20 protein-coding genes are annotated in these 16,821 nt (G+C 65.4%); 8 read left to right on the top strand and 12 right to left on the bottom strand.

The window, feature by feature from the left end:
• Positions 1 to 35 precede the first annotated feature (35 nt).
• Positions 36 to 635, bottom strand: coding sequence for a lysozyme (locus A6F65_RS11260; protein WP_067788802.1), 600 nt, complete (start codon positions 633 to 635; stop codon positions 36 to 38).
• A gap of 322 nt (positions 636 to 957) precedes the next feature.
• Here A6F65_RS11260 and A6F65_RS11255 point away from each other — a divergent pair, with 322 nt between their 5' ends.
• A complete protein-coding gene (locus tag A6F65_RS11255; protein WP_067788799.1) occupies positions 958 to 1,173 on the top strand; it encodes a helix-turn-helix transcriptional regulator in 216 nt (71 codons plus the stop codon).
• A gap of 13 nt (positions 1,174 to 1,186) precedes the next feature.
• Positions 1,187 to 1,831: a hypothetical protein gene (locus tag A6F65_RS11250; protein WP_067788797.1), complete on the top strand. Its 645-nt coding sequence runs from the start codon at positions 1,187 to 1,189 to the stop codon at positions 1,829 to 1,831.
• An 88-nt stretch (positions 1,832 to 1,919) separates the two neighbouring features.
• On the opposite strand, the gene glnA is transcribed toward A6F65_RS11250, so the two are convergent.
• From glnA to A6F65_RS11225, 5 genes are all read right to left on the bottom strand, one after another.
• On the bottom strand, positions 1,920 to 3,329 hold the full coding sequence (gene glnA, locus A6F65_RS11245; RefSeq protein WP_067788794.1) for a type I glutamate--ammonia ligase: 1,410 nt from the start codon (positions 3,327 to 3,329) through the stop codon (positions 1,920 to 1,922).
• A 61-nt stretch (positions 3,330 to 3,390) separates the two neighbouring features.
• Positions 3,391 to 3,729 carry a P-II family nitrogen regulator gene (locus A6F65_RS11240; RefSeq protein WP_067788791.1) on the bottom strand — a complete coding sequence of 113 codons (339 nt, stop codon included), beginning with the start codon at positions 3,727 to 3,729 and terminating at the stop codon, positions 3,391 to 3,393.
• 173 nt (positions 3,730 to 3,902) lie between these two features.
• Entirely contained in the window at positions 3,903 to 4,844 is a 942-nt protein-coding gene (gene argC, locus A6F65_RS11235) for an N-acetyl-gamma-glutamyl-phosphate reductase (RefSeq protein WP_067788789.1), read from the bottom strand.
• Complete coding sequence (locus A6F65_RS11230; RefSeq protein ID WP_237164820.1) at positions 4,844 to 5,182, bottom strand: SH3 domain-containing protein; 339 nt, start codon at positions 5,180 to 5,182, stop codon at positions 4,844 to 4,846. The genes argC and A6F65_RS11230 overlap by 1 nt, the downstream gene beginning before the upstream one ends.
• Positions 5,183 to 5,306: 124 nt before the next feature.
• Positions 5,307 to 6,701, bottom strand: a complete 1,395-nt coding sequence (locus A6F65_RS11225; protein ID WP_067788784.1) for a leucyl aminopeptidase family protein — start codon at positions 6,699 to 6,701, stop codon at positions 5,307 to 5,309.
• A gap of 47 nt (positions 6,702 to 6,748) precedes the next feature.
• Here A6F65_RS11225 and A6F65_RS11220 point away from each other — a divergent pair, with 47 nt between their 5' ends.
• The 3 genes from A6F65_RS11220 to A6F65_RS12740 are packed head-to-tail and all read left to right on the top strand — an operon-like array spanning position 6,749 to position 8,993.
• Entirely contained in the window at positions 6,749 to 7,648 is a 900-nt protein-coding gene (locus A6F65_RS11220; RefSeq protein WP_067788782.1) for a DUF3298 and DUF4163 domain-containing protein, read from the top strand.
• Positions 7,649 to 7,692: 44 nt separating this feature from the next.
• Positions 7,693 to 8,517: a type I methionyl aminopeptidase gene (gene map / locus A6F65_RS11215; protein ID WP_067788780.1), complete on the top strand. Its 825-nt coding sequence runs from the start codon at positions 7,693 to 7,695 to the stop codon at positions 8,515 to 8,517.
• Positions 8,518 to 8,576: 59 nt separating this feature from the next.
• The gene (locus tag A6F65_RS12740; protein ID WP_205631876.1) at positions 8,577 to 8,993 is read left to right on the top strand and encodes a DUF4279 domain-containing protein; all 417 of its coding nucleotides are present in this window, start codon (positions 8,577 to 8,579) and stop codon (positions 8,991 to 8,993) included.
• A gap of 31 nt (positions 8,994 to 9,024) precedes the next feature.
• Here A6F65_RS12740 and A6F65_RS11210 read toward each other — a convergent pair whose 3' ends face one another.
• Positions 9,025 to 9,684, bottom strand: a complete 660-nt coding sequence (locus A6F65_RS11210) for a heme exporter protein CcmB (protein WP_067788778.1) — start codon at positions 9,682 to 9,684, stop codon at positions 9,025 to 9,027.
• On the bottom strand, positions 9,681 to 10,256 hold the full coding sequence (gene ccmA / locus A6F65_RS11205; protein WP_067788776.1) for a heme ABC exporter ATP-binding protein CcmA: 576 nt from the start codon (positions 10,254 to 10,256) through the stop codon (positions 9,681 to 9,683). The genes A6F65_RS11210 and ccmA overlap by 4 nt, the downstream gene beginning before the upstream one ends.
• A gap of 56 nt (positions 10,257 to 10,312) precedes the next feature.
• Here ccmA and A6F65_RS11200 point away from each other — a divergent pair, with 56 nt between their 5' ends.
• Positions 10,313 to 10,603, top strand: coding sequence for a 4a-hydroxytetrahydrobiopterin dehydratase (locus A6F65_RS11200; RefSeq protein ID WP_067788774.1), 291 nt, complete (start codon positions 10,313 to 10,315; stop codon positions 10,601 to 10,603).
• A gap of 154 nt (positions 10,604 to 10,757) precedes the next feature.
• Here the strand turns inward: A6F65_RS11200 and A6F65_RS11195 are convergent, their stop codons facing one another.
• The 4 genes from A6F65_RS11195 to A6F65_RS11180 form a co-directional block, all read right to left on the bottom strand.
• The gene (locus A6F65_RS11195; protein ID WP_067788772.1) at positions 10,758 to 11,588 is read right to left on the bottom strand and encodes an SDR family oxidoreductase; all 831 of its coding nucleotides are present in this window, start codon (positions 11,586 to 11,588) and stop codon (positions 10,758 to 10,760) included.
• Between the two features lie 13 nt (positions 11,589 to 11,601).
• The gene (locus A6F65_RS11190) at positions 11,602 to 12,408 is read right to left on the bottom strand and encodes an SDR family oxidoreductase (RefSeq protein WP_335645325.1); all 807 of its coding nucleotides are present in this window, start codon (positions 12,406 to 12,408) and stop codon (positions 11,602 to 11,604) included.
• 115 nt (positions 12,409 to 12,523) lie between these two features.
• Positions 12,524 to 14,617: a S9 family peptidase gene (locus A6F65_RS11185; RefSeq protein ID WP_335645324.1), complete on the bottom strand. Its 2,094-nt coding sequence runs from the start codon at positions 14,615 to 14,617 to the stop codon at positions 12,524 to 12,526.
• Positions 14,618 to 14,718: 101 nt separating this feature from the next.
• The gene (locus A6F65_RS11180) at positions 14,719 to 15,336 is read right to left on the bottom strand and encodes a DNA-3-methyladenine glycosylase family protein (protein ID WP_067788767.1); all 618 of its coding nucleotides are present in this window, start codon (positions 15,334 to 15,336) and stop codon (positions 14,719 to 14,721) included.
• 85 nt (positions 15,337 to 15,421) lie between these two features.
• On the opposite strand from A6F65_RS11180, the gene A6F65_RS11175 reads away from it, so the two are divergent.
• Entirely contained in the window at positions 15,422 to 15,739 is a 318-nt protein-coding gene (locus A6F65_RS11175; RefSeq protein ID WP_067788764.1) for a 2Fe-2S iron-sulfur cluster-binding protein, read from the top strand.
• A 63-nt stretch (positions 15,740 to 15,802) separates the two neighbouring features.
• Positions 15,803 to 16,798, top strand: a complete 996-nt coding sequence (locus A6F65_RS11170; RefSeq protein WP_067788762.1) for a cysteine synthase A — start codon at positions 15,803 to 15,805, stop codon at positions 16,796 to 16,798.
• The last annotated feature ends 23 nt before the right edge of the window (positions 16,799 to 16,821 follow it).

Genomic DNA, 16,821 nt, shown 5'->3' with positions numbered 1-16,821 from the left:
CATGGCGCTCGTGCAGAGTTCCAACACTGACCTCGTCACACGCCGCCCGGCGATCCGCGATACAGCTCGGCCTCCGCCTCGCGCCGCCTGACCAGGCCCTTCATCACGCGGCCGCCTGCTCGGTTCCAGCGGGCGAACTCGCGCGCGGCTGCCGCACTGTCGCCCGCCTTGTGGCGGCGCGTCAGCGTGGCCCGGGCGATGGCGCCGGTGTTGTAGTGGAAGCTGACGAGGGCATCGAACTGCGCCTGCGTGGTGGCGGCATCGCCCAGCGCGCGGTCGACATCGGCGGCATAGCGCGCAAGGTCCGCCTCCAGCCGCGCGTCGCACTGCGCCTGCGTCCACACCGTGCCCGGGCCGATCCCCGCGCCGGTTGCGCCCCAGCCGATGGTCCAGGGCGCGGCGCCCGTGCCCGGATCGGGATAAGCCGCCACCCGGCCATCTGCCAGCCGCCGGGCGCAGCCTTCGAAACGCTTGATGAGGGCAATGCCCTGCGGCCCGATCCGGCGCGGGCGGGGCAGCGGACCGCGCCCGCATCCGTCTTCGCGCAGGGCCAGCTCCAGCTCGCGCGTTTCGCCCGCGCTGAGACCACGGCCCAGGATCTGCCGCACCGTTTCCATCACCACATGCCTGTTCATTGTGCATCCTCCTGCAATCGCGAATCGCCGGTTAGGCAGCGCGCGGGGCTGTAGGACAGCGGCGATCCGTTCAGCTTTCGAGGCGCGAAGCTGAAAGGTGTTACAGGTGTTACACAGTCCTGGAGCGAAAACCCGCGAGCGCGCGAAGCGAGGGTTTTCTGCGGCATGGAGGGTGAGAGCGGGCGAGACATGGCGCGGCCATCGCGCGCTGCGGTCCGTGTAGGAAAGCTGTAAAGAGCTCTTGACTGACAAGAGGTCTTTACAGTAAAGAGCTCTTTACAGGCCCGGGAGGCGATCCCAGCGCACTGATGCGGAGAGAGACTTGGAAAACCGTTTGAAGGAACTGCGCGAGGGGCGCGGCTGGAGCCAGGGAGAACTGGCCCGCCGCATCGGCGTCTCGCGCCAGACGATCAACGCGGTCGAAACAGACAAATACGACCCCAGCCTGCCGCTGGCGCTGCGCCTGGCAAAGCTGTTCGCGGTCGGGGTGCCGGACATCTTCATCGACCGCTGGGAACCGGACATTGAACAGGATTGAGGGACAGACAATCATGAATACCGAAGCTAAGAAATCGAAGACCGGAAAGACCATCTTCGCGCTAGTGCTGGGCGGGCTCGCGGGCTTCTTTGCCGCCATGGGCATGATGCAGCTGGTGGAATCCGGCACGCTGGGCGACCTTTCCGCCAGCCGCGAAGTCGCGCTTCTGGTGGCGCTGATCTACGGCCTGACCGCCGCGGCCGTGCTTGTCGGGCTGCTCAATCCCGCCATCGGCGCGAAATTCCTGAATGTGGAGGACGCCGAGGAGCTGCGCGAACAGCGCGGCATGCTGGGCTGGAGCGGGGCGGCCATGTTGTGCTGGGCCGGCACGCTTGCGGTTCTCGCGCTTGGAGGAGAGGGGTTTCCCATTCCTTCCGTCACGGCGGCGGCAATCGTCGGCGGCCTGATGCTGGTATCGATACTGGCCACGGCGAAGCAGTGGCACCTGACCGATGAGCTGATGCGTGCCCTCTCGCGCGAAAGCACCGCGCTGGCATTCTACCTGCTGGCCGGCATCGGCGGCGGCTGGGCGGCGCTGGCCCACCTGGACCTCGTCAGCGGCCCGGCGATGCTGGACTGGCTGACCATGGCTGCGGCCTTCATCCTGATCGCCGTGTTCTGGAAGGCGGGACGCCGCGGCATGCTGGAGATGCGGTAAGCCGCCGTCGCCGGCTTTCGGCTGGCACGGAAAAGGGCCGCCCGGATCGCTCCGGACGGCCCTTTTCCTTTGCATGTGATCCGCGGGATCAGGCGCTGTAGTACAGGTCGAATTCCACCGCGCTCGGGGTGGTTTCGACGCGCATCACCTCTTCCCACTTCAGTTCGATATAAGCCTCGATCTGGTCCTTGGTGAACACGTCGCCTTGCAGCAGGAAGTCGTGATCGTCGGACAGGGCGCCCAGTGCTTCGCGCAGGGACCCGCAGACCGTGGGCACGTCGGCCAGTTCGGCCGGCGGCAGGTCGTACAGGTTCTTGTCCATCGCTTCGCCCGGGTGGATCTTGTTCTGGATGCCTTCCAGGCCCGCCATCATCAGCGCGGCGTAGGCGAGATAGGGGTTGGCCATCGCATCGGGGAAGCGGAATTCCACGCGCTTGGATTTCTCGCCCGTGCCATAGGGGATACGGCAGGACGCAGAGCGGTTGCGGGCGGAATAGGCCAGCAGCACCGGTGCCTCGAAGCCCGGGACCAACCGCTTGTAGCTGTTGGTGGTGGGGTTGGTGAAGGCATTCAGCGCCTTGGCATGCTTGATGACGCCGCCGATGAAATACAGGCAGGTTTCCGACAGGCCGGCATATTCATTACCTGCGAAGGTCGGCTTGCCGTCGCTCCAGATCGACATGTGGGTGTGCATGCCCGATCCGTTATCGTCCTTGATCGGCTTGGGCATGAAAGTCGCCGTCTTGCCATAGGCATGGGCCACCTGGTGCACGACATACTTGTAGATCTGCATGCGGTCGGCGGTTTGCGTCAGCGTGCCGAAGGTCAGGCCCAGCTCGTGCTGCGCGGCGGCAACCTCGTGGTGGTGCTTGTCGCAGGGCAGGCCCATTTCCAGCATGGTGGAAACCATCTCCCCGCGGATATCCACGGCGCTGTCGACCGGTGCGACGGGGAAGTACCCGCCCTTGGCACGCGGGCGGTGAGCCATGTTGCCGCCTTCGATGTCGGAACCGGAATTGGTCGGCAGTTCCACGTCGTCGATCTGGAAGCCGCTGCCGGCATAGCCGTCCTCGAAGCGCACATCGTCGAACATGAAGAACTCGGCTTCGGGGCCGACATAGATGGTGTCGCCGATGCCGCTGGACTTCAGGAAAGCCTCGGCACGCTTGGCGGTGGAGCGGGGATCGCGGGCATACAGCTCGCCCGTGCTCGGCTCCACGATGTCGCAGAACACGATCATCATCGGCGTGGCGCTGAAGGGATCCATATAGACCTCTTCCAGGTCCGGCTTCAGGATCATGTCGGATTCGTTGATGGTCTTCCAGCCGGCGATGGACGAACCATCGAACATCAGGCCTTCTTCCAGCATGTCTTCATCGAGGCCGGAACCGACCATGGACAGGTGCTGCCACTTGCCCTTGGGATCGGTGAAACGCAGGTCGACCCATTCGATCTCCTCGTCCTTGATCCGCTTCACGATTTCCTTTGCACTGGCCATGGGTATTCGTCCTCTTGATTGAAGGTGTCAGTTTGCGCCCCGGCACGCGCCGGGCCGGAATTCAGATTGCGGCTTCGTCCTTTTCGCCCGTGCGGATGCGCAGGGCGGTGTCGATGGTGGACACGAAGATCTTGCCGTCGCCGATGCGGCCGGTCTGGCTGGCCCCCGCGATCGCTTCCACGACGCGTTCGGCCTGCGCGTCGGGCACGACGATCTCCAGCTTCACCTTGGGCAGGAAGTCCACAACATATTCGGCGCCGCGATAGAGCTCGGTATGCCCCTTCTGGCGGCCGAAGCCCTTGGCCTCGGTCACGGTGATGCCGGATACGCCCACTTCGTGCAGCGCCTCCTTCACCTCGTCCAGCTTGAACGGCTTGATGATGGCTTCGACCTTTTTCACGTGTCCCCCGTCTCTCCAAGGGCGGGCGCGCGCCCGCATGCGTTATTACCTATCAAGAATCGTGCCAAGGCATGGTTCCAAGCCAAACCTGCGCGCATACGGGCTGGCGGCGATGAATAGTGTTACGCAGCGGTGTGCGACATGCCCATCCGGCGGGCACTGCTGCACGAAAATCAGGCAGCTGGCAGGGCCAGGCCGATAGTCGGGTCCAGCCCGGCCATCAGGTTCAAATTCTGCACCGCGGCGCCGCTCGCGCCCTTGCCGAGATTGTCCAGCCGGGCCACCAGCCGCGCCTGCCCGCCATCGGGGGAGGCGAAGACGAAGAGCTCCATCGCGTCCGTCGCTGGCGCATCACGCTCCAGCACCAGCTCGGGCACCACGTCCTCGCGCACGGTGATGATCGGGCTGTCGGCATAGGCTTCCATCAGCGTGTCCCGCATGCAGTCGGCCGTGCTGGCGGACGGCATGGCTTCCAGCGGCAGCGGCACTTCCACCACCATGCCGCGGAATGCGGGGACGACCGCGGGGGCAAAGACGGGCGGATACTTCAAGCCCGCCTTCTGCTGCATTTCGGCCAGGTGCTTGTGCCCGAAACCATAGCCATAGCCGCGCCAGGCGATGTCCTGCCCCTCTTCGCTGCCGAAGCGTTCGATCATGGCGCGCCCGCCGCCGGAAAAACCGGAGACCGCATTGATCGTCAGCGGCCAGCTTGCAGGCAGGTGCTTGGCCCGTACCAGCGGGGTGACCAGCGCCAGGAAGCCGGTGGGATAGCAGCCGGGATTGGTGACCTTCTTGGCGCCCGCAATAACCTGCGACCCGATGATTTCGGGAAAGCCATAGATCCAGCCGCTGGCCGTGCGGTGCGCGCTGGAGGCATCGATCAGGCGGGTGGCCGAGTCCGCATCCAGCATCTGCGCTGCTTCCACGGCGGCATCGTCCGGCAGGCACAATATGGCGAAATCGCTGTCGTTCAGCGCGCGCCGACGCGTGGCGCTTTCCTTGCGCTCGTTATCGTCCAGGATGACGAGTTCAAACTCGGGCCGGTCTTCCAGCCGCTCGACGATTTCCAGTCCGGTCGTCCCGGCAGCACCGTCGATGAAGACCGTATGCGGCATCAGCCCAGGGGCTCGAGCCGGTCGAGCTGGATATAGCCCACGGGCCCTTCCAGCGTCAGGCATCCCCATGCATGATTGCCGGCCACGTCCAGCACCTCGAAACTGTCGCCTTCCATCAGGCTGCACACTTCGGTGGCATCGTCCTGCGTGCCGGTCATCAGGCTGGCCCCGCCGGGCATCACGGTGCGCGGCTGGGGCACGGCGTAATGCGGCACCAGGAAACGGCCGGCCAGGCCGATATGCGCCAGGTCGCCCCGGATCGGCAGGCCGCGCGCGGTCTCGCGATCGACCGGGCCGCTGAGGGTATAAGGTCCCTGGATTTCGCTGTCGCTGCTCACGCTGCCCTGATCCCTGTCATCTCGCATGGTTTCATGCCGTGCGCGCCGCTTAGCGGGCACGCGCGGATGGGGCAAGGCAGGGGGCCGGTTGGCCGGGGAGGTGCGTCAATCCTGGCCATCCGCATCAGCTGAAACGGCCCTTCAGCATGTGATAGGTCGCGCGAAGCCCGTAAGCCGCGCCGCCCTTGGGCCGCCCGGGCTTGGGGAAGGGACGCCAGCCGAAGGTGTCGAAATGCGCCCATTCCACGCCGTCACCCACGAACTTGTCCAGGAACAGGCCTGCCACGCTGGCGCCCGCATAGGGGTTGCTCTGCGCATTGTTTGTGTCTGCGATGTCGCTGGCGAGGTATTCCACATAGGCTTCCGGCAGCGGCAGCCGCCATGGCTCATCGTCATTTGCGCGGCCCGCTGCGATCAGCGCGTCGGCGGTCTCGTCGCGCCGCGTCATCAGGGCGGGGAAGTCCGGCCCCAGTGCCACGCGCGCCGCGCCGGTCAGCGTGGCGAAATCGACGATCAGCTCCGGATCGTGCTCGCTCGCCAGCGTCAGGGCGTCTCCCAGGATCAGGCGGCCTTCGGCATCGGTATTGCCGATCTCCACCGTCAGCCCCTTGCGGGTCTGCAAGACATCGCCCGGGCGGAAGGCGTTGGAGGAAATGGCGTTCTCCACCGCGGGCACCACCAGGTGCAGGCGGACCGGCAGCTCGCTCGCCATGATCCATTCGGCCAGCGCCAGCGCATGGGCCGCGCCGCCCATGTCCTTCTTCATCAGCTTCATGCCGGCGGCGCTCTTCACGTCCAGACCGCCGGAATCGAAGCACACGCCCTTGCCGACGATGGCGACGCGCGGCGCGCTTTCCTTGCCCCATTCCACCTCGATCAGGCGGGGCGCGTGGTGGCGCGCGGCGGCCCGGCCCACGGCATGCACCATGGGGAAGCCCTGCTCCAGCGCATCGCCGCGCACGACATTCAGCTTGCCGCCGTGCGCCTTGGCAATGCGCTCCGCCTCGGCTTCCAGCCCGGCCGGGCCCATGTCCTCGGCCGGCGTGTTGATCAGGTCGCGCACGAGGCATTCGGCGCGCGCTTCGAACATCGCGGCATCGATCCGCCCGGCCTTTTCGGTCAGCAGGACGCGCGGCCCCTCCGCGTCGGGATCGGACTTGTAGCGGTCGAAGACATATTGCGCCGTCTGCCAGCCATGCAGGGCAGGGCCGGGATCGCGCCCGTCGAGCCGGTACGTGCCGGCAGGCAGGCTCTCTGCCAGTTTGGCCAGGCACCAGCTGGAAAGCTCTTCCGGATTGGCCACGCCGCCCACGGCGAACCAGCCATCATCCTTGGCATCCTTGGCCGGGACGATGCCCACCTGGTATCCCTTGCCGGTGAATTTCTGCGCCGCCAGCGCCGCGCGCTGCGGGCCGGACAGGCCCTTGGCAAAGGTATCGAAGCCATCGGCGTTGACGAGGTGTATCGATGTGGCATCCTGCCCGCGATCCGGCTGGATAAGTTCGGTGTTCATTCCCATGGATCCTCCATGCCCGATTTGCGGGCGGTTTGAAAAGGCAATCGGCGATGCGGCATTTTGTTTCGGTTTTTGCAGGCGTGGGCGCGGCTTTTTCCATGGCGGGATGCGGTGGTTCGACCGGGGCGGAAACTGACCAGGGTTCGGCCTCCGCCACGTCCACCGCCGCGAGTAGCGGCGAGGGCGGCACGGTTTCCAGCAGCACCAAGACCTCCACCAGCAGCAGCACCAGCGATGGCGATGGCCGCAGCGAGGCGAGCAGCACCAGCCGTTCGAGCGGCGCATTTGCCACCAGCCAGGAAACGGATCGCTACATCTTCGAATACAGCTGGCCCGCCGCCGCCGGATCGATCCCGGCGCTGGATGCCATGCTGACCGCGCGGATGGAGAAGGAGCGTGACCAGCTGCAGCGCTATGCCGCAGAGGCTGCGCGCGATGCGAAAGCCGACGACATCCCGTTCTTCCAGCATTCCAGCTATACCGAGTGGGAAGTGGCAGCGAATACGCCGCGCTTTCTCAGCCTGTTCACCGGCGTGTCCACCTATGCCGGCGGTGCCCATCCCAATCTGCATTACGACGCGATCCTGTGGGACAAGCAGGCCGGGAAGGCACTGGCGGCGGGCGAATTGTTCAAGAGCCGCAGCGCCTTCGAGAACCGCGTATCCGGGCCGATGTGCGATGCGCTGGATGCCCAGCGCGAGGAACGGCGCGGCATGAAGGTGGAGCGGGGATCGGGCGGCATGTTCGAGGATTGCCCGGCGCTGGAGGACGTGGTCATCACCTTTGCCTCCTCCGGCGGGACAGCCTTCGACCGGATCAACTTCCTCTTCGCCCCCTATGTCGCCGGGCCTTATGCAGAAGGGACGTTCGAAGTGACGCTGCCCATGACTGCGGCGCTGCTCGACATGGTGAAGCCGCAATATCGTGAGGCGTTTGCCGTGCGCCGGTAAGCGCGCCCTCGCAATTTCTGCGCGCTATCGCTACATGCCCCGGCATGACCGAATACCAGCACATCACCGGTGAAGAGACCGTCATCCGCGACGGCACGATCAAGCTCCACGGCCCCGCAGGCTTTGACGGCATGCGCGCCGCCGGGCGGCTGGCAGCCGAGATCCTGGACGAGATGGCAGACCGGGTGCAGCCCGGCGTCACCACTGGCGAGCTCGACCGGATCGTGCGCGAGATGACCTTCGACGGCGGCGCCGTGCCCGCGACGCTGGGCTATCGCGGCTATACCCATTCCTGCTGCATCAGCATCAACCACGTGGTCTGCCACGGCATCCCGTCGGACAAGAAGCTGAAGGATGGGGACATCGTGAACATCGATGTGACCCCGCTGCTGGACGGCTGGCACGGCGATACCAGCCGCATGTATCTGGTGGGCGACGTGCCGCTGAAGGCCCGCCGCCTGGTCGACATCACGCATGAATGCCTGATGCTGGGAATCGAACAGGTCCGCCCCGGCGCGCGGCTGGGCGATATTGGCGCGGCCATCCAGCGGCATGCGGAAAGCCAGCGCTACGGCGTGGTGCGCGAATTCTGCGGCCATGGCCTCGGCCGCCTGTTCCACGACGCGCCCGAAGTCGTCCATGCCGCCCGCGCGGGCACGGGCCCGGAGCTGAAGGCCGGCATGTTCATGACCATCGAACCCATGATCAACCTCGGCCGCCCGCATGTGAAATTGCTCAACGACGGCTGGACCGCGGTGACGCGCGACAAGAGCTTGAGCGCGCAGTTCGAGCATTCGATCGGCATCACCGAAGACGGCTGCGAGATCTTCACGCTGAGCCCGAAGGGGCTGGACAAGCCGCCTTATTGATTGGTTTCGGCCAATGCCAGTTTCTGAATGATTAGCCGATCACTGAGCTGTGGGTTGAGATGATGGGACGGTTACGGGAATCAGCAGCAACCGTCGGGTTCTATGGTGATGATTTAGACCCGCATGAGATCACGGGCTTACTCGGAATGGAGCCCACGATTGGCGTCGCAAAAGGTGGCAGATGGGCCACCTCCCCTGGTGCGGAGAAAATCGCCCATACAGGCTCATGGCGATTGAAAGCGAACCGTTGCGAACCCGAAAACCTTAGCCGGCAAATCGACGAATTGCTAGCGTCACTGACCAAAGATTTGGGTGTATGGCGCGACTTAAATGCTCGCTTCCGGGGCGTACTTTTTTGTGGTCTCTGGCTCAATTCGTACAATGATGGCTTGGAAATTGAGCCTAAGGTCCTCGGTGCAATAGCTGAGCGCGGCCTTGCCCTCGACTTGGACATCTATGAAAGTTCCATTGACTAGACATTGCTCAGGGGTTGAAAGTCGAACGAGGTTAACCCTCGCGCGCCGCCCGCACCGCAGCCCCCGCAGCAAACGGGCAGGCCGCGCACAGCAGCAAACTCATCGCCCCGGTCAGCGCAATCCCGCCCGCACCGCCGGTCGAGAGCGCGCCCGCGCCGAAGATCAGCAGCGGTACGGCCAGCGGCACCAGCAGCAGGCCCGCCAGTGCAGCGCCCCCGCGCAGGGAGACAGTCAGCGCGGCGATGGTCAGGCCGATGGCGGCGAGGCCGGGGGTTCCGGCCAGCAGGCCCAGCAGCACCGTCCGCAGTGTCTCCCCGCTCAGGCTTAGCAGGGCGGCGGCGGGCAGGGCGGCGAGCATCAGGGGCGGGCCGAAGCTGAGCCAGTGGGCGGCGAGGCGGCTGGCCATCACCATTTCCTCCGTCAGGCCGCGCAGGGCCCATTGGTCGAACATCCCCGCCTCAAGGTCCGGGGCGACGAGTCGGTCCAGCGGCAGGATCGCGGCGAGTAGGGCCGCCACCCAGATCACGCCGCCGCCGGTGCGCGCCAGCAGCGGAGCGTCGGGCCCCACGGCGAAGGGATAAAGCATCGCTACCGCCAGGAAGAACAGCACCGGCAGCAAGGTGCCGCCGCGCTTCCCACCCGGCAGCAGCAGGCCAAGATCGCGCCGGAAGATCGCGCCGAGGCCGCTCATGAGACGTAATCCTCGACCGCGAGGTAGCGCATGCCGCGCAGTGCAAAGGCCTGGTGGCTGGCTACCACTGCGATGCCGCCGCTCGCGCAATGCTCGGCCACCAGCTTTTCCGCCAGCGTCACCGCGTCGGCATCGAGGCCGTTGAGCGGCTCGTCCAGCAGCCACACCGGCGCGCCCTGTCCGATCATGCGGGCCAGCGCCGCGCGCTTGGTCTGCCCGGTGGAGAGGTAGCGCACGGGCACGTCCAGCAATCCGTCCAGCCCTAGCCTTTCCAGCGGCATCTCCCCGCCGTCCATCCGCTGCCAGAAGGCGAGCGCCTCGCCCAGCGGTCGGTCGGGGTCCAGCGCGGGCCGCTCGTCCAGCAGGGCGATATCGCAGCGGCGGATGACCTGACCGGATGTGGGCCGCATCAGGCCGGCCAGGATGCGGATCAGGCTGGACTTGCCCGTGCCATTGGCGCCCGTCACCTGCAGGGCCTCGCCCGGTTTCAGGCCGAGCGTGAGCCCGCGGAACAGCAGCCGCTCCCCGCGCAGGCAGGCAATCTCATGCGCTTGAAGTCGGCACCCTTCCATGCGGCGGAGCGTTAGGGCATTGCGCCCCCAACACACAAGAAAGAGGTTTCTGCGAGATGGCGATTGCCGAACTGACCGATGCCGAGCGCGACGAGGCGCTGGGCGAGCTGACCGACTGGACCCTGCGCGATGATGGCAAGGCCATCCACCGCAGCTTCAAGTTCAAGGATTTCAACGAGGCCTTCGGCTTCATGACCCGCGTCGCCATCACGGCGGACAAGCAGGACCACCACCCGGAATGGTCCAACGTCTACAACCGCGTCGAAATCACCCTGACCACGCATGATTGCGACGGGCTGAGCGAGCGGGACGTGAAGCTGGCACGGTTTATCGACGGGATTGTTTGAGACGTATCGCCGTGCGTCGCCCACCCCGCTGCGACTAGCTTCGCCTACGGCTCAGCAAGTCTCGCAAACCCCTCCCGCATGCGGGAGGGGAAGCAGAGCTTGGCGAATGAAGTGAGCCTAGCGTCGCGTGGTGGGCGAAGCGAAGGACTGAGCCTCAACCCGCCTCGCGCCCCTCGCTGCGGTTATGGGCATTGGCCAGCAGGCGCGCACGCTGGCGCAGCTTGCCGGGCAGCCATTTGGCGGTGAACTTCAGCCGCTCTGCCGTCTTGCCGACAATATAATGCAGGCCCTTTTCCGAATGCACCGCGTTCCAGGCATTGTCCGCCACCACTTCGACCGGCGTGAATTCCAGCCCGGCCTCGATCACCGCATCGCGGATGGGCGTGTTGCGGCTGCGGTTGGGCGGGTTCTTCAGCAGCGGCGTGTCGATGAAGCTAGGCATCATGCTGCGCACGCGCACGCCCTGCGGGCTCCATTCGGCATCGAGGCTTTCGGTCATGGATCGGACCGCCGCCTTGGTCGCGCCGTATACGCTCTGGTTGGCCATGCCGTATAGCGCCGCGGCGCTGGCGGTGTTGAGCAGGCAGGAGCCCGGTGCGCTTTCCAGCAGGTAAGGGAAAGCCGCCTTCGCGCCGTAGAACACGCCGCGGATATTTACGTCCAGCAGCGCGTCCAACTCCTCGATCGAAACCTCGTGCAGCGGGCCGCCGCTGGGGATGCCGGCATTGTTGGCCAGCGCATCGATCCGCCCGCCGGACTTCTCGGCAAAGGCCGCCAGCTCGCGCTCCCACGCCTCGAAATCGCGCACGTCGAACTTGTGGATGGAGCTCGCGCCGTCGGGTAGCAGGGCGGCGGTTTCCTCCATCCCCTGCTGGTTCAAATCGGCGAGGCCGCAAAACCAACCCTCACCGGCAAATTTTTGCGCGATGGCGCGGCCGATGCCGCTGCCGCCGCCGGTGATGAAGATTGCTTTGCGCTGAGTCATGTAGGCTGTTCCTCTATCCCATCGGGCGCGTGCCGGCTTTTTCCAGCCTGTGCGCGCGGAAGCGGATATAGCCGGGCGACCAGCGGCTGGCGAGGGCCAGAAGTTTCGCGGTCTTGCCCACGGGGCGGTGCATCGTGCTGCCGTTGACGGCGCGCCAGAATGTCTCGGCCACATCCTCCACCGGCGTGAATTCCAGGCCCGCCTCCTGCACGCGCTGGCGCATGGGGACATTGTCGCCGACATGCGAGCCACCATGCAGCAGGGGCGTGTCGATGAAGCTGGGCATGACATCGCGCACGGCAATCCCGTCCGGCGCCCATTCCGCGTCCAGGCTTTCCGTCACGGCACGCACGCCGAACTTGCTGGCGCAATAGACGCTCATGCCCGGCTGGCCGTAAAGCCCCGCGGCGCTGCAGGTGTTGACCAGGCAGGCATCGGGCGCGGCGGCCTTGAGGTAGGGATATGCGGCGCGCGCACCGTACAGCACGCCCGACAGGTTGATAGCCAGCGTGCGGTCGATCTCCGCATCGGTCAGCGCGGCCAGCTTGCCGCCCTGCGCCACGCCGGCATTGTTGGCGAGGACGTTGATCGTCCCGCCCGCCGCGCCCGCGAAATCGGCGAGCGCCTGCGTCCACTGTTCTGGCTGCGTCACATCGAGCGCGTGGCTGGAGCTGCGCCCATCGGGCAGCAGGGCGGCGGTTTCCGCCATGCCATCCGCGCTGATGTCGCCGAGCCCGATGAACCAGCCCTCGCGGGCGAAACGCTGGGCGATCGCGCGGCCGATGCCGCTGCCGCCGCCGGTGATGAAGATGCTTTTCATGGCAGCCATCGTTACTGACAGCGATGTAAATGGCAAGCTGCCGCGCACAAAAAAGGGCCGCGCGAGGATTCCCATCGCGCGGCCCGATTTTGTGCAGCGATGCTGCCTGCTGCGATCAGCCGCCGTTCGACAGGCCCATCACATATTCTTCGCCGGTCACGATTTCGGCGGTCGAGTTCTCCACCGTGTCGCCGACCGCTTCCGAACGCCCGCCAAGGCAGGTGGCGAGGAAATTCTCGGTCACCGCGTTGAAGGCGATGTTGTTGTTGGGCTTGGCGAAACCGTGCCCTTCATCGGGGAACAGGACGTAGGTGACGGGGATGCCCGCTTCCTGCATCGCGCCCACGATCTGGTCGCTTTCCGCCTGCTTCACGCGCGGGTCGTTGGCGCCCTGGCCGATCAGCAGCGGCTTCGTGATGTCGCCGGCGCGGTAAAGCGGGCTGGCATCGCGCAGCAGCTGCAGGCCTTCCGGCGTGTTGGGATCGCCCATGCGGGTGTGGAACTGCTTCACCAGCGGCTCCCAATAGGGCGGGATGGTTTCCAGCAGCGTTTCCAGGTTGGACGGGCCGACGATGTCCACGCCGCATGCGAAGGTGTCGGGCGTGTAGGCCAGGCCCACCAGCGTGGCATAGCCGCCATAGGACCCGCCCATGATGGCAACGCCGTCTTCGCGCGCAACGCCCTTGTCGACCGCCCACTGCGTGGCGTCGATCAGGTCGTCATGCATCTTCTTGGACCATTCCAGATTGCCGGCGTTGATGAAGTCCTTGCCGAAGCCGGTTGAGCCGCGGAAGTTGACGCTCATCACGGCATAGCCGCGGTTAGCCAGCCACTGATGGTAGCTGTTGTAGCCGTAGCCATCGCGTGCCCACGGACCGCCATGGACCAGCAGCACCATCGGCACGGCCTCTTCCGGGACACCGTCGCCATCCTTGTCCGAGCCGGGCGGCAGGGTCAGGTAGCTGACCAGCGTCAACCCGTCGCGGCTGGGAATTTCGAGCGCCTGCATCGGCTGCAGGGGCGCGCCTTCCAGTTCCGGACGTGCGGTGTAGAACTCGGTCAGAGTGCCTGCGTCGCGGTCATAAAGATAGGTGGTGGCAGGCGCGGTCAGCGGGTCGTTCCAGACCAGCCAGGTGCGATCGTCATCGGTCCGGCTCTGGATGCCGAATTCACCGTCCAGCCGCTGGTCCAGCCAGTCGAAGCTCGCCTTCAGGTCGGCATCGAAGAAGGTCCATTCGGACTTCTTGTAATTGATCGAATAGGCGATTGGCTCGCCGGTCTTCTTGTCGGCGATGACGCCGCCGATATCGGCCTTGTCGCTTTCGGCAATGACGCGCTTCTCGCCCGTTGCCACGTCCTGCGCGATCAGGGCGGCTGTGTTGCGACCGCGGCTGTCCAGCCAGTAGAAGGTGTCGCCGCTGATGTTGAAGCCCGCCGGGCGGGTCGTCAGCGAATCTTCCATCATCGTGCTTTCGGACGGGGTCGCCTCGACCTCGCCGTCCACGATCTTGAACAGGTCCATGCCGCCAGCTGCGTTCTGGCGCATGGCCCAGCGCAGGTTCAGCTGGTCATCCGCCACGAAGCCGACATAGCCGGTGTTTTCCATCACCAGCGTCAGTTCGCCCGTGTTGAGGTCCAGCAGGTAAGCATCATGCAGGCGCGGGTCGCGGTTGTTCAGGCCAACCAGCACCTTGTCCTTGATTGTATCGGAACCACCCAGCATCTGGACGCGGGTGTTCTCGAACGGCGTCATCGTGCGCTCTTCACCGCTGGCAAGGTCGATGCTGTAAAGCAGGAAGTTCTCGTCGCCGCCCTTGTCCTGGACATACAGGATGCTTTTGGCGTCGGGAGCCCAGAAGTAGCTGCGGATCGGGCGGTCGGTGGAATTGGTGATGCGGCGTGCAGCGGCCGGATCATTCGCTGGTGCCACCCAGACATTCATCACGCCTTCGTGCGGTGCGCGCCAGCTGACAAACTTGCCGTCCGGGCTCAGCTGCCCGCCGGCCCGCGTCGGGTTGCCGAACAGGTCGTCGCGGCTGATCAGCGGGTAATCGGCGACCATGTCCGCTGCGCTCATCGTCGTGGCTGTGGCGGCCGGTTCGTTCGCATCGGATGCGCTGGCGGTCATCGTGTCTCCAGTCATTGTGGTGCAAGCGCCCAGAGCGGCTGCAAGGCCGATGGATGCGAGAAACTTGCTACGTAATTTCATGATATAAGGCTCCCCTTCCTGATGTGTTGGGCGAACCCTACCGGAAAAGAGCGCCCGTAATATGGCAGCTCTGCGAACTGCGCCGTGCATTCTGCAAACGGCTATAGCGCCGGGTTGTTGTAGACGTGCCATGTCAGCAGGGCGACGGGCCCGCGGTGCGGACTCCATCCTTGTGCCATGAGGCGCGCATCTTTCTCCGAAGGACGCTCTGCAAGCTCCAGGATCTTTGCCAGGCCTGCCTGCACGGCAAGGTCGCCGGCCGGCCAGATATCGGCGCGGCCTTCCGCGAACAGCAGGTATATCTCCGCAGACCAGCGGCCGATGCCCTTGATGCGCACCAGCTCTGCAATCGCAGCCTCGTCATCCGCTGGCAGGTTATCCAGTTCCAGTTCGCCCGCATGGACCAGCTCGCAAAGCGACCGGGCATAGCCCTGCTTCTGGCGCGAGAGGCCGCAGGCGCGCAGCTCGTCGAAATTGCGCGCCAGCAGGTCTTCGGGCGGCATGTCCTCGCCCAGCAGCGCCTCCAGCTTGTTCCAGACGCTACTTGCCGCTGCCACGCTGACCTGCTGGCCCACGATGGTGCGCAGCAATGTGCGATAGCCTGTCTCGCGGATGCGCGGCTCCGGGTATCCGGCCACCTCCAGCGCGCGGGCGATGCCCGGTTCCTGCGCCGCGATCGCATCCAGCCCTTCGCGTATGCGCGTCGCCGTCATGCCCATGCCTATCGCTCCCGCCCTGCTTGCCAATCTTCGCGCGATTGCCTAGCAGCCCGCTTCCACTTGGCAACCGACAGGGTTCTCACGCATGCCGAAGCTGATCGTCACCACCCGCGAAGGCGAAACGACTGAAGTCGATGTTGAAAGCGGCCTTACCGTCATGGAAGCCATCCGCGACAACGGCTTTGACGAACTGCTGGCGCTGTGCGGCGGCTGCTGTTCCTGCGCCACCTGCCACGTGCATGTGGATGCGCAGTACAAGGACAAGCTGCCCGCCATGAGCGAGGACGAGGACGACCTGCTCGATTCCAGCGATCACCGCGACGACACCAGCCGCCTGTCCTGCCAGATCCCCTTCACGGACGAGCTGGACGGCCTCAAGGTCACCATCGCGCAGGAAGACTGACTTTAGCGCCGCCCAAGGCATCCTGCATTGCGGGCGCGGGCCGGTGCGCGTAACCCGCGCGGCATGACTGCACCGCCAATCCGCCGAAGCACCCTCGACCTTATCGGAAATACGCCGCTCGTGCGCCTGGAAGGGCCGAGCGAGGCGGCGGGCTGTGCCATCTTCGGTAAATGCGAATTCGCCAACCCCGGCGGCAGTGTGAAGGACCGCGCGGCGCTGGGCATCATCCGGGATGCGGAAGCCCGCGGCGAATTGCAGCTGGGCGGCACGGTGGTGGAAGGCACGGCGGGCAATACCGGCATCGGCATCGCGCTGGTGGCCAATGCGCGCGGCTACAAGACCGTGATCGTCATGCCCGACAACCAGAGCCGCGAGAAGATGGACACGCTGCGCGCGCTGGGCGCGGAGCTGGTGCTGGTTTCGCCTACCAAGTTCGCGGACCCCAACCATTTCGTCCACACCAGCCGCCGCATCGCGGAGGAAACAGAGGGCGCAATCTGGGCCAATCAGTTCGACAATACGGCCAATCGCAAGGCGCACCTTGAAACCACCGCGCCGGAAATCTTCGACCAGATGGATGGCAAGATCGACGGCTTCACCTGCGCGGCGGGCACGGGCGGCACGATTGCCGGCGTCGGCATGGGACTGAAGGGGCTGGACGAGAACGTCACCATCGCCCTGACGGACCCGCATGGCGCCGCGCTGTTTTCCTATTACGAGAACGGCGAATTGCAGGCGGAAGGCAATTCCGTGGCCGAGGGGATCGGGCAGGGGCGCATCACGGCAAACCTGGAAGGCGCGCCGATCGACACGCAGTTCCGCATCTCCGACCAGGAAGGGATGGAATGGGTTGCCCGCCTGCTGCGCGAGGAAGGGCTGTGCCTCGGCCTCTCCAGCGGGATCAACATTGCAGGCGCGGTGGCTCTGGGCCGGAAGCTTGGCCCGCAGGCGCGCGTCGCCACGATCCTGTGCGATACGGGCTTCCGCTACCTATCGACGCTCTACAACCCGGAATGGCTGCGCGAGAAGGACCTGCCGGTTTTCGACTGGCTGGGTTAATCTAGTCCGGTTAGGATGGCGGC

It is taken from the genome of Paraurantiacibacter namhicola (genome assembly GCF_001687545.1).
Lineage (GTDB): Bacteria > Pseudomonadota > Alphaproteobacteria > Sphingomonadales > Sphingomonadaceae > Paraurantiacibacter > Paraurantiacibacter namhicola.
Note: the sequence above shows the minus strand (reverse complement) of the source record. Positions and strands in the feature narration are given on the sequence as shown.

What these genes read in the sequence shown, in the direction of transcription:
- A6F65_RS11260 (WP_067788802.1), bottom strand. Translation starts at nt 635, where the DNA reads ATGAACAGGCATGTGGTGATGGAAACGGTGCGGCAGATCCTGGGCCGT.
- A6F65_RS11250 (WP_067788797.1), top strand. Translation starts at nt 1,187, where the DNA reads ATGAATACCGAAGCTAAGAAATCGAAGACCGGAAAGACCATCTTCGCG.
- glnA (WP_067788794.1), bottom strand. Translation starts at nt 3,329, where the DNA reads ATGGCCAGTGCAAAGGAAATCGTGAAGCGGATCAAGGACGAGGAGATC.
- argC (WP_067788789.1), bottom strand. Translation starts at nt 4,844, where the DNA reads ATGCCGCATACGGTCTTCATCGACGGTGCTGCCGGGACGACCGGACTG.
- A6F65_RS11225 (WP_067788784.1), bottom strand. Translation starts at nt 6,701, where the DNA reads ATGGGAATGAACACCGAACTTATCCAGCCGGATCGCGGGCAGGATGCC.
- A6F65_RS11220 (WP_067788782.1), top strand. Translation starts at nt 6,749, where the DNA reads ATGCGGCATTTTGTTTCGGTTTTTGCAGGCGTGGGCGCGGCTTTTTCC.
- map (WP_067788780.1), top strand. Translation starts at nt 7,693, where the DNA reads ATGACCGAATACCAGCACATCACCGGTGAAGAGACCGTCATCCGCGAC.
- A6F65_RS12740 (WP_205631876.1), top strand. Translation starts at nt 8,577, where the DNA reads ATGATGGGACGGTTACGGGAATCAGCAGCAACCGTCGGGTTCTATGGT.
- A6F65_RS11210 (WP_067788778.1), bottom strand. Translation starts at nt 9,684, where the DNA reads ATGAGCGGCCTCGGCGCGATCTTCCGGCGCGATCTTGGCCTGCTGCTG.
- ccmA (WP_067788776.1), bottom strand. Translation starts at nt 10,256, where the DNA reads ATGGAAGGGTGCCGACTTCAAGCGCATGAGATTGCCTGCCTGCGCGGG.
- A6F65_RS11200 (WP_067788774.1), top strand. Translation starts at nt 10,313, where the DNA reads ATGGCGATTGCCGAACTGACCGATGCCGAGCGCGACGAGGCGCTGGGC.
- A6F65_RS11195 (WP_067788772.1), bottom strand. Translation starts at nt 11,588, where the DNA reads ATGACTCAGCGCAAAGCAATCTTCATCACCGGCGGCGGCAGCGGCATC.
- A6F65_RS11190 (WP_335645325.1), bottom strand. Translation starts at nt 12,408, where the DNA reads ATGAAAAGCATCTTCATCACCGGCGGCGGCAGCGGCATCGGCCGCGCG.
- A6F65_RS11185 (WP_335645324.1), bottom strand. Translation starts at nt 14,617, where the DNA reads ATGAAATTACGTAGCAAGTTTCTCGCATCCATCGGCCTTGCAGCCGCT.
- A6F65_RS11180 (WP_067788767.1), bottom strand. Translation starts at nt 15,336, where the DNA reads ATGGGCATGACGGCGACGCGCATACGCGAAGGGCTGGATGCGATCGCG.
- A6F65_RS11175 (WP_067788764.1), top strand. Translation starts at nt 15,422, where the DNA reads ATGCCGAAGCTGATCGTCACCACCCGCGAAGGCGAAACGACTGAAGTC.
- A6F65_RS11170 (WP_067788762.1), top strand. Translation starts at nt 15,803, where the DNA reads ATGACTGCACCGCCAATCCGCCGAAGCACCCTCGACCTTATCGGAAAT.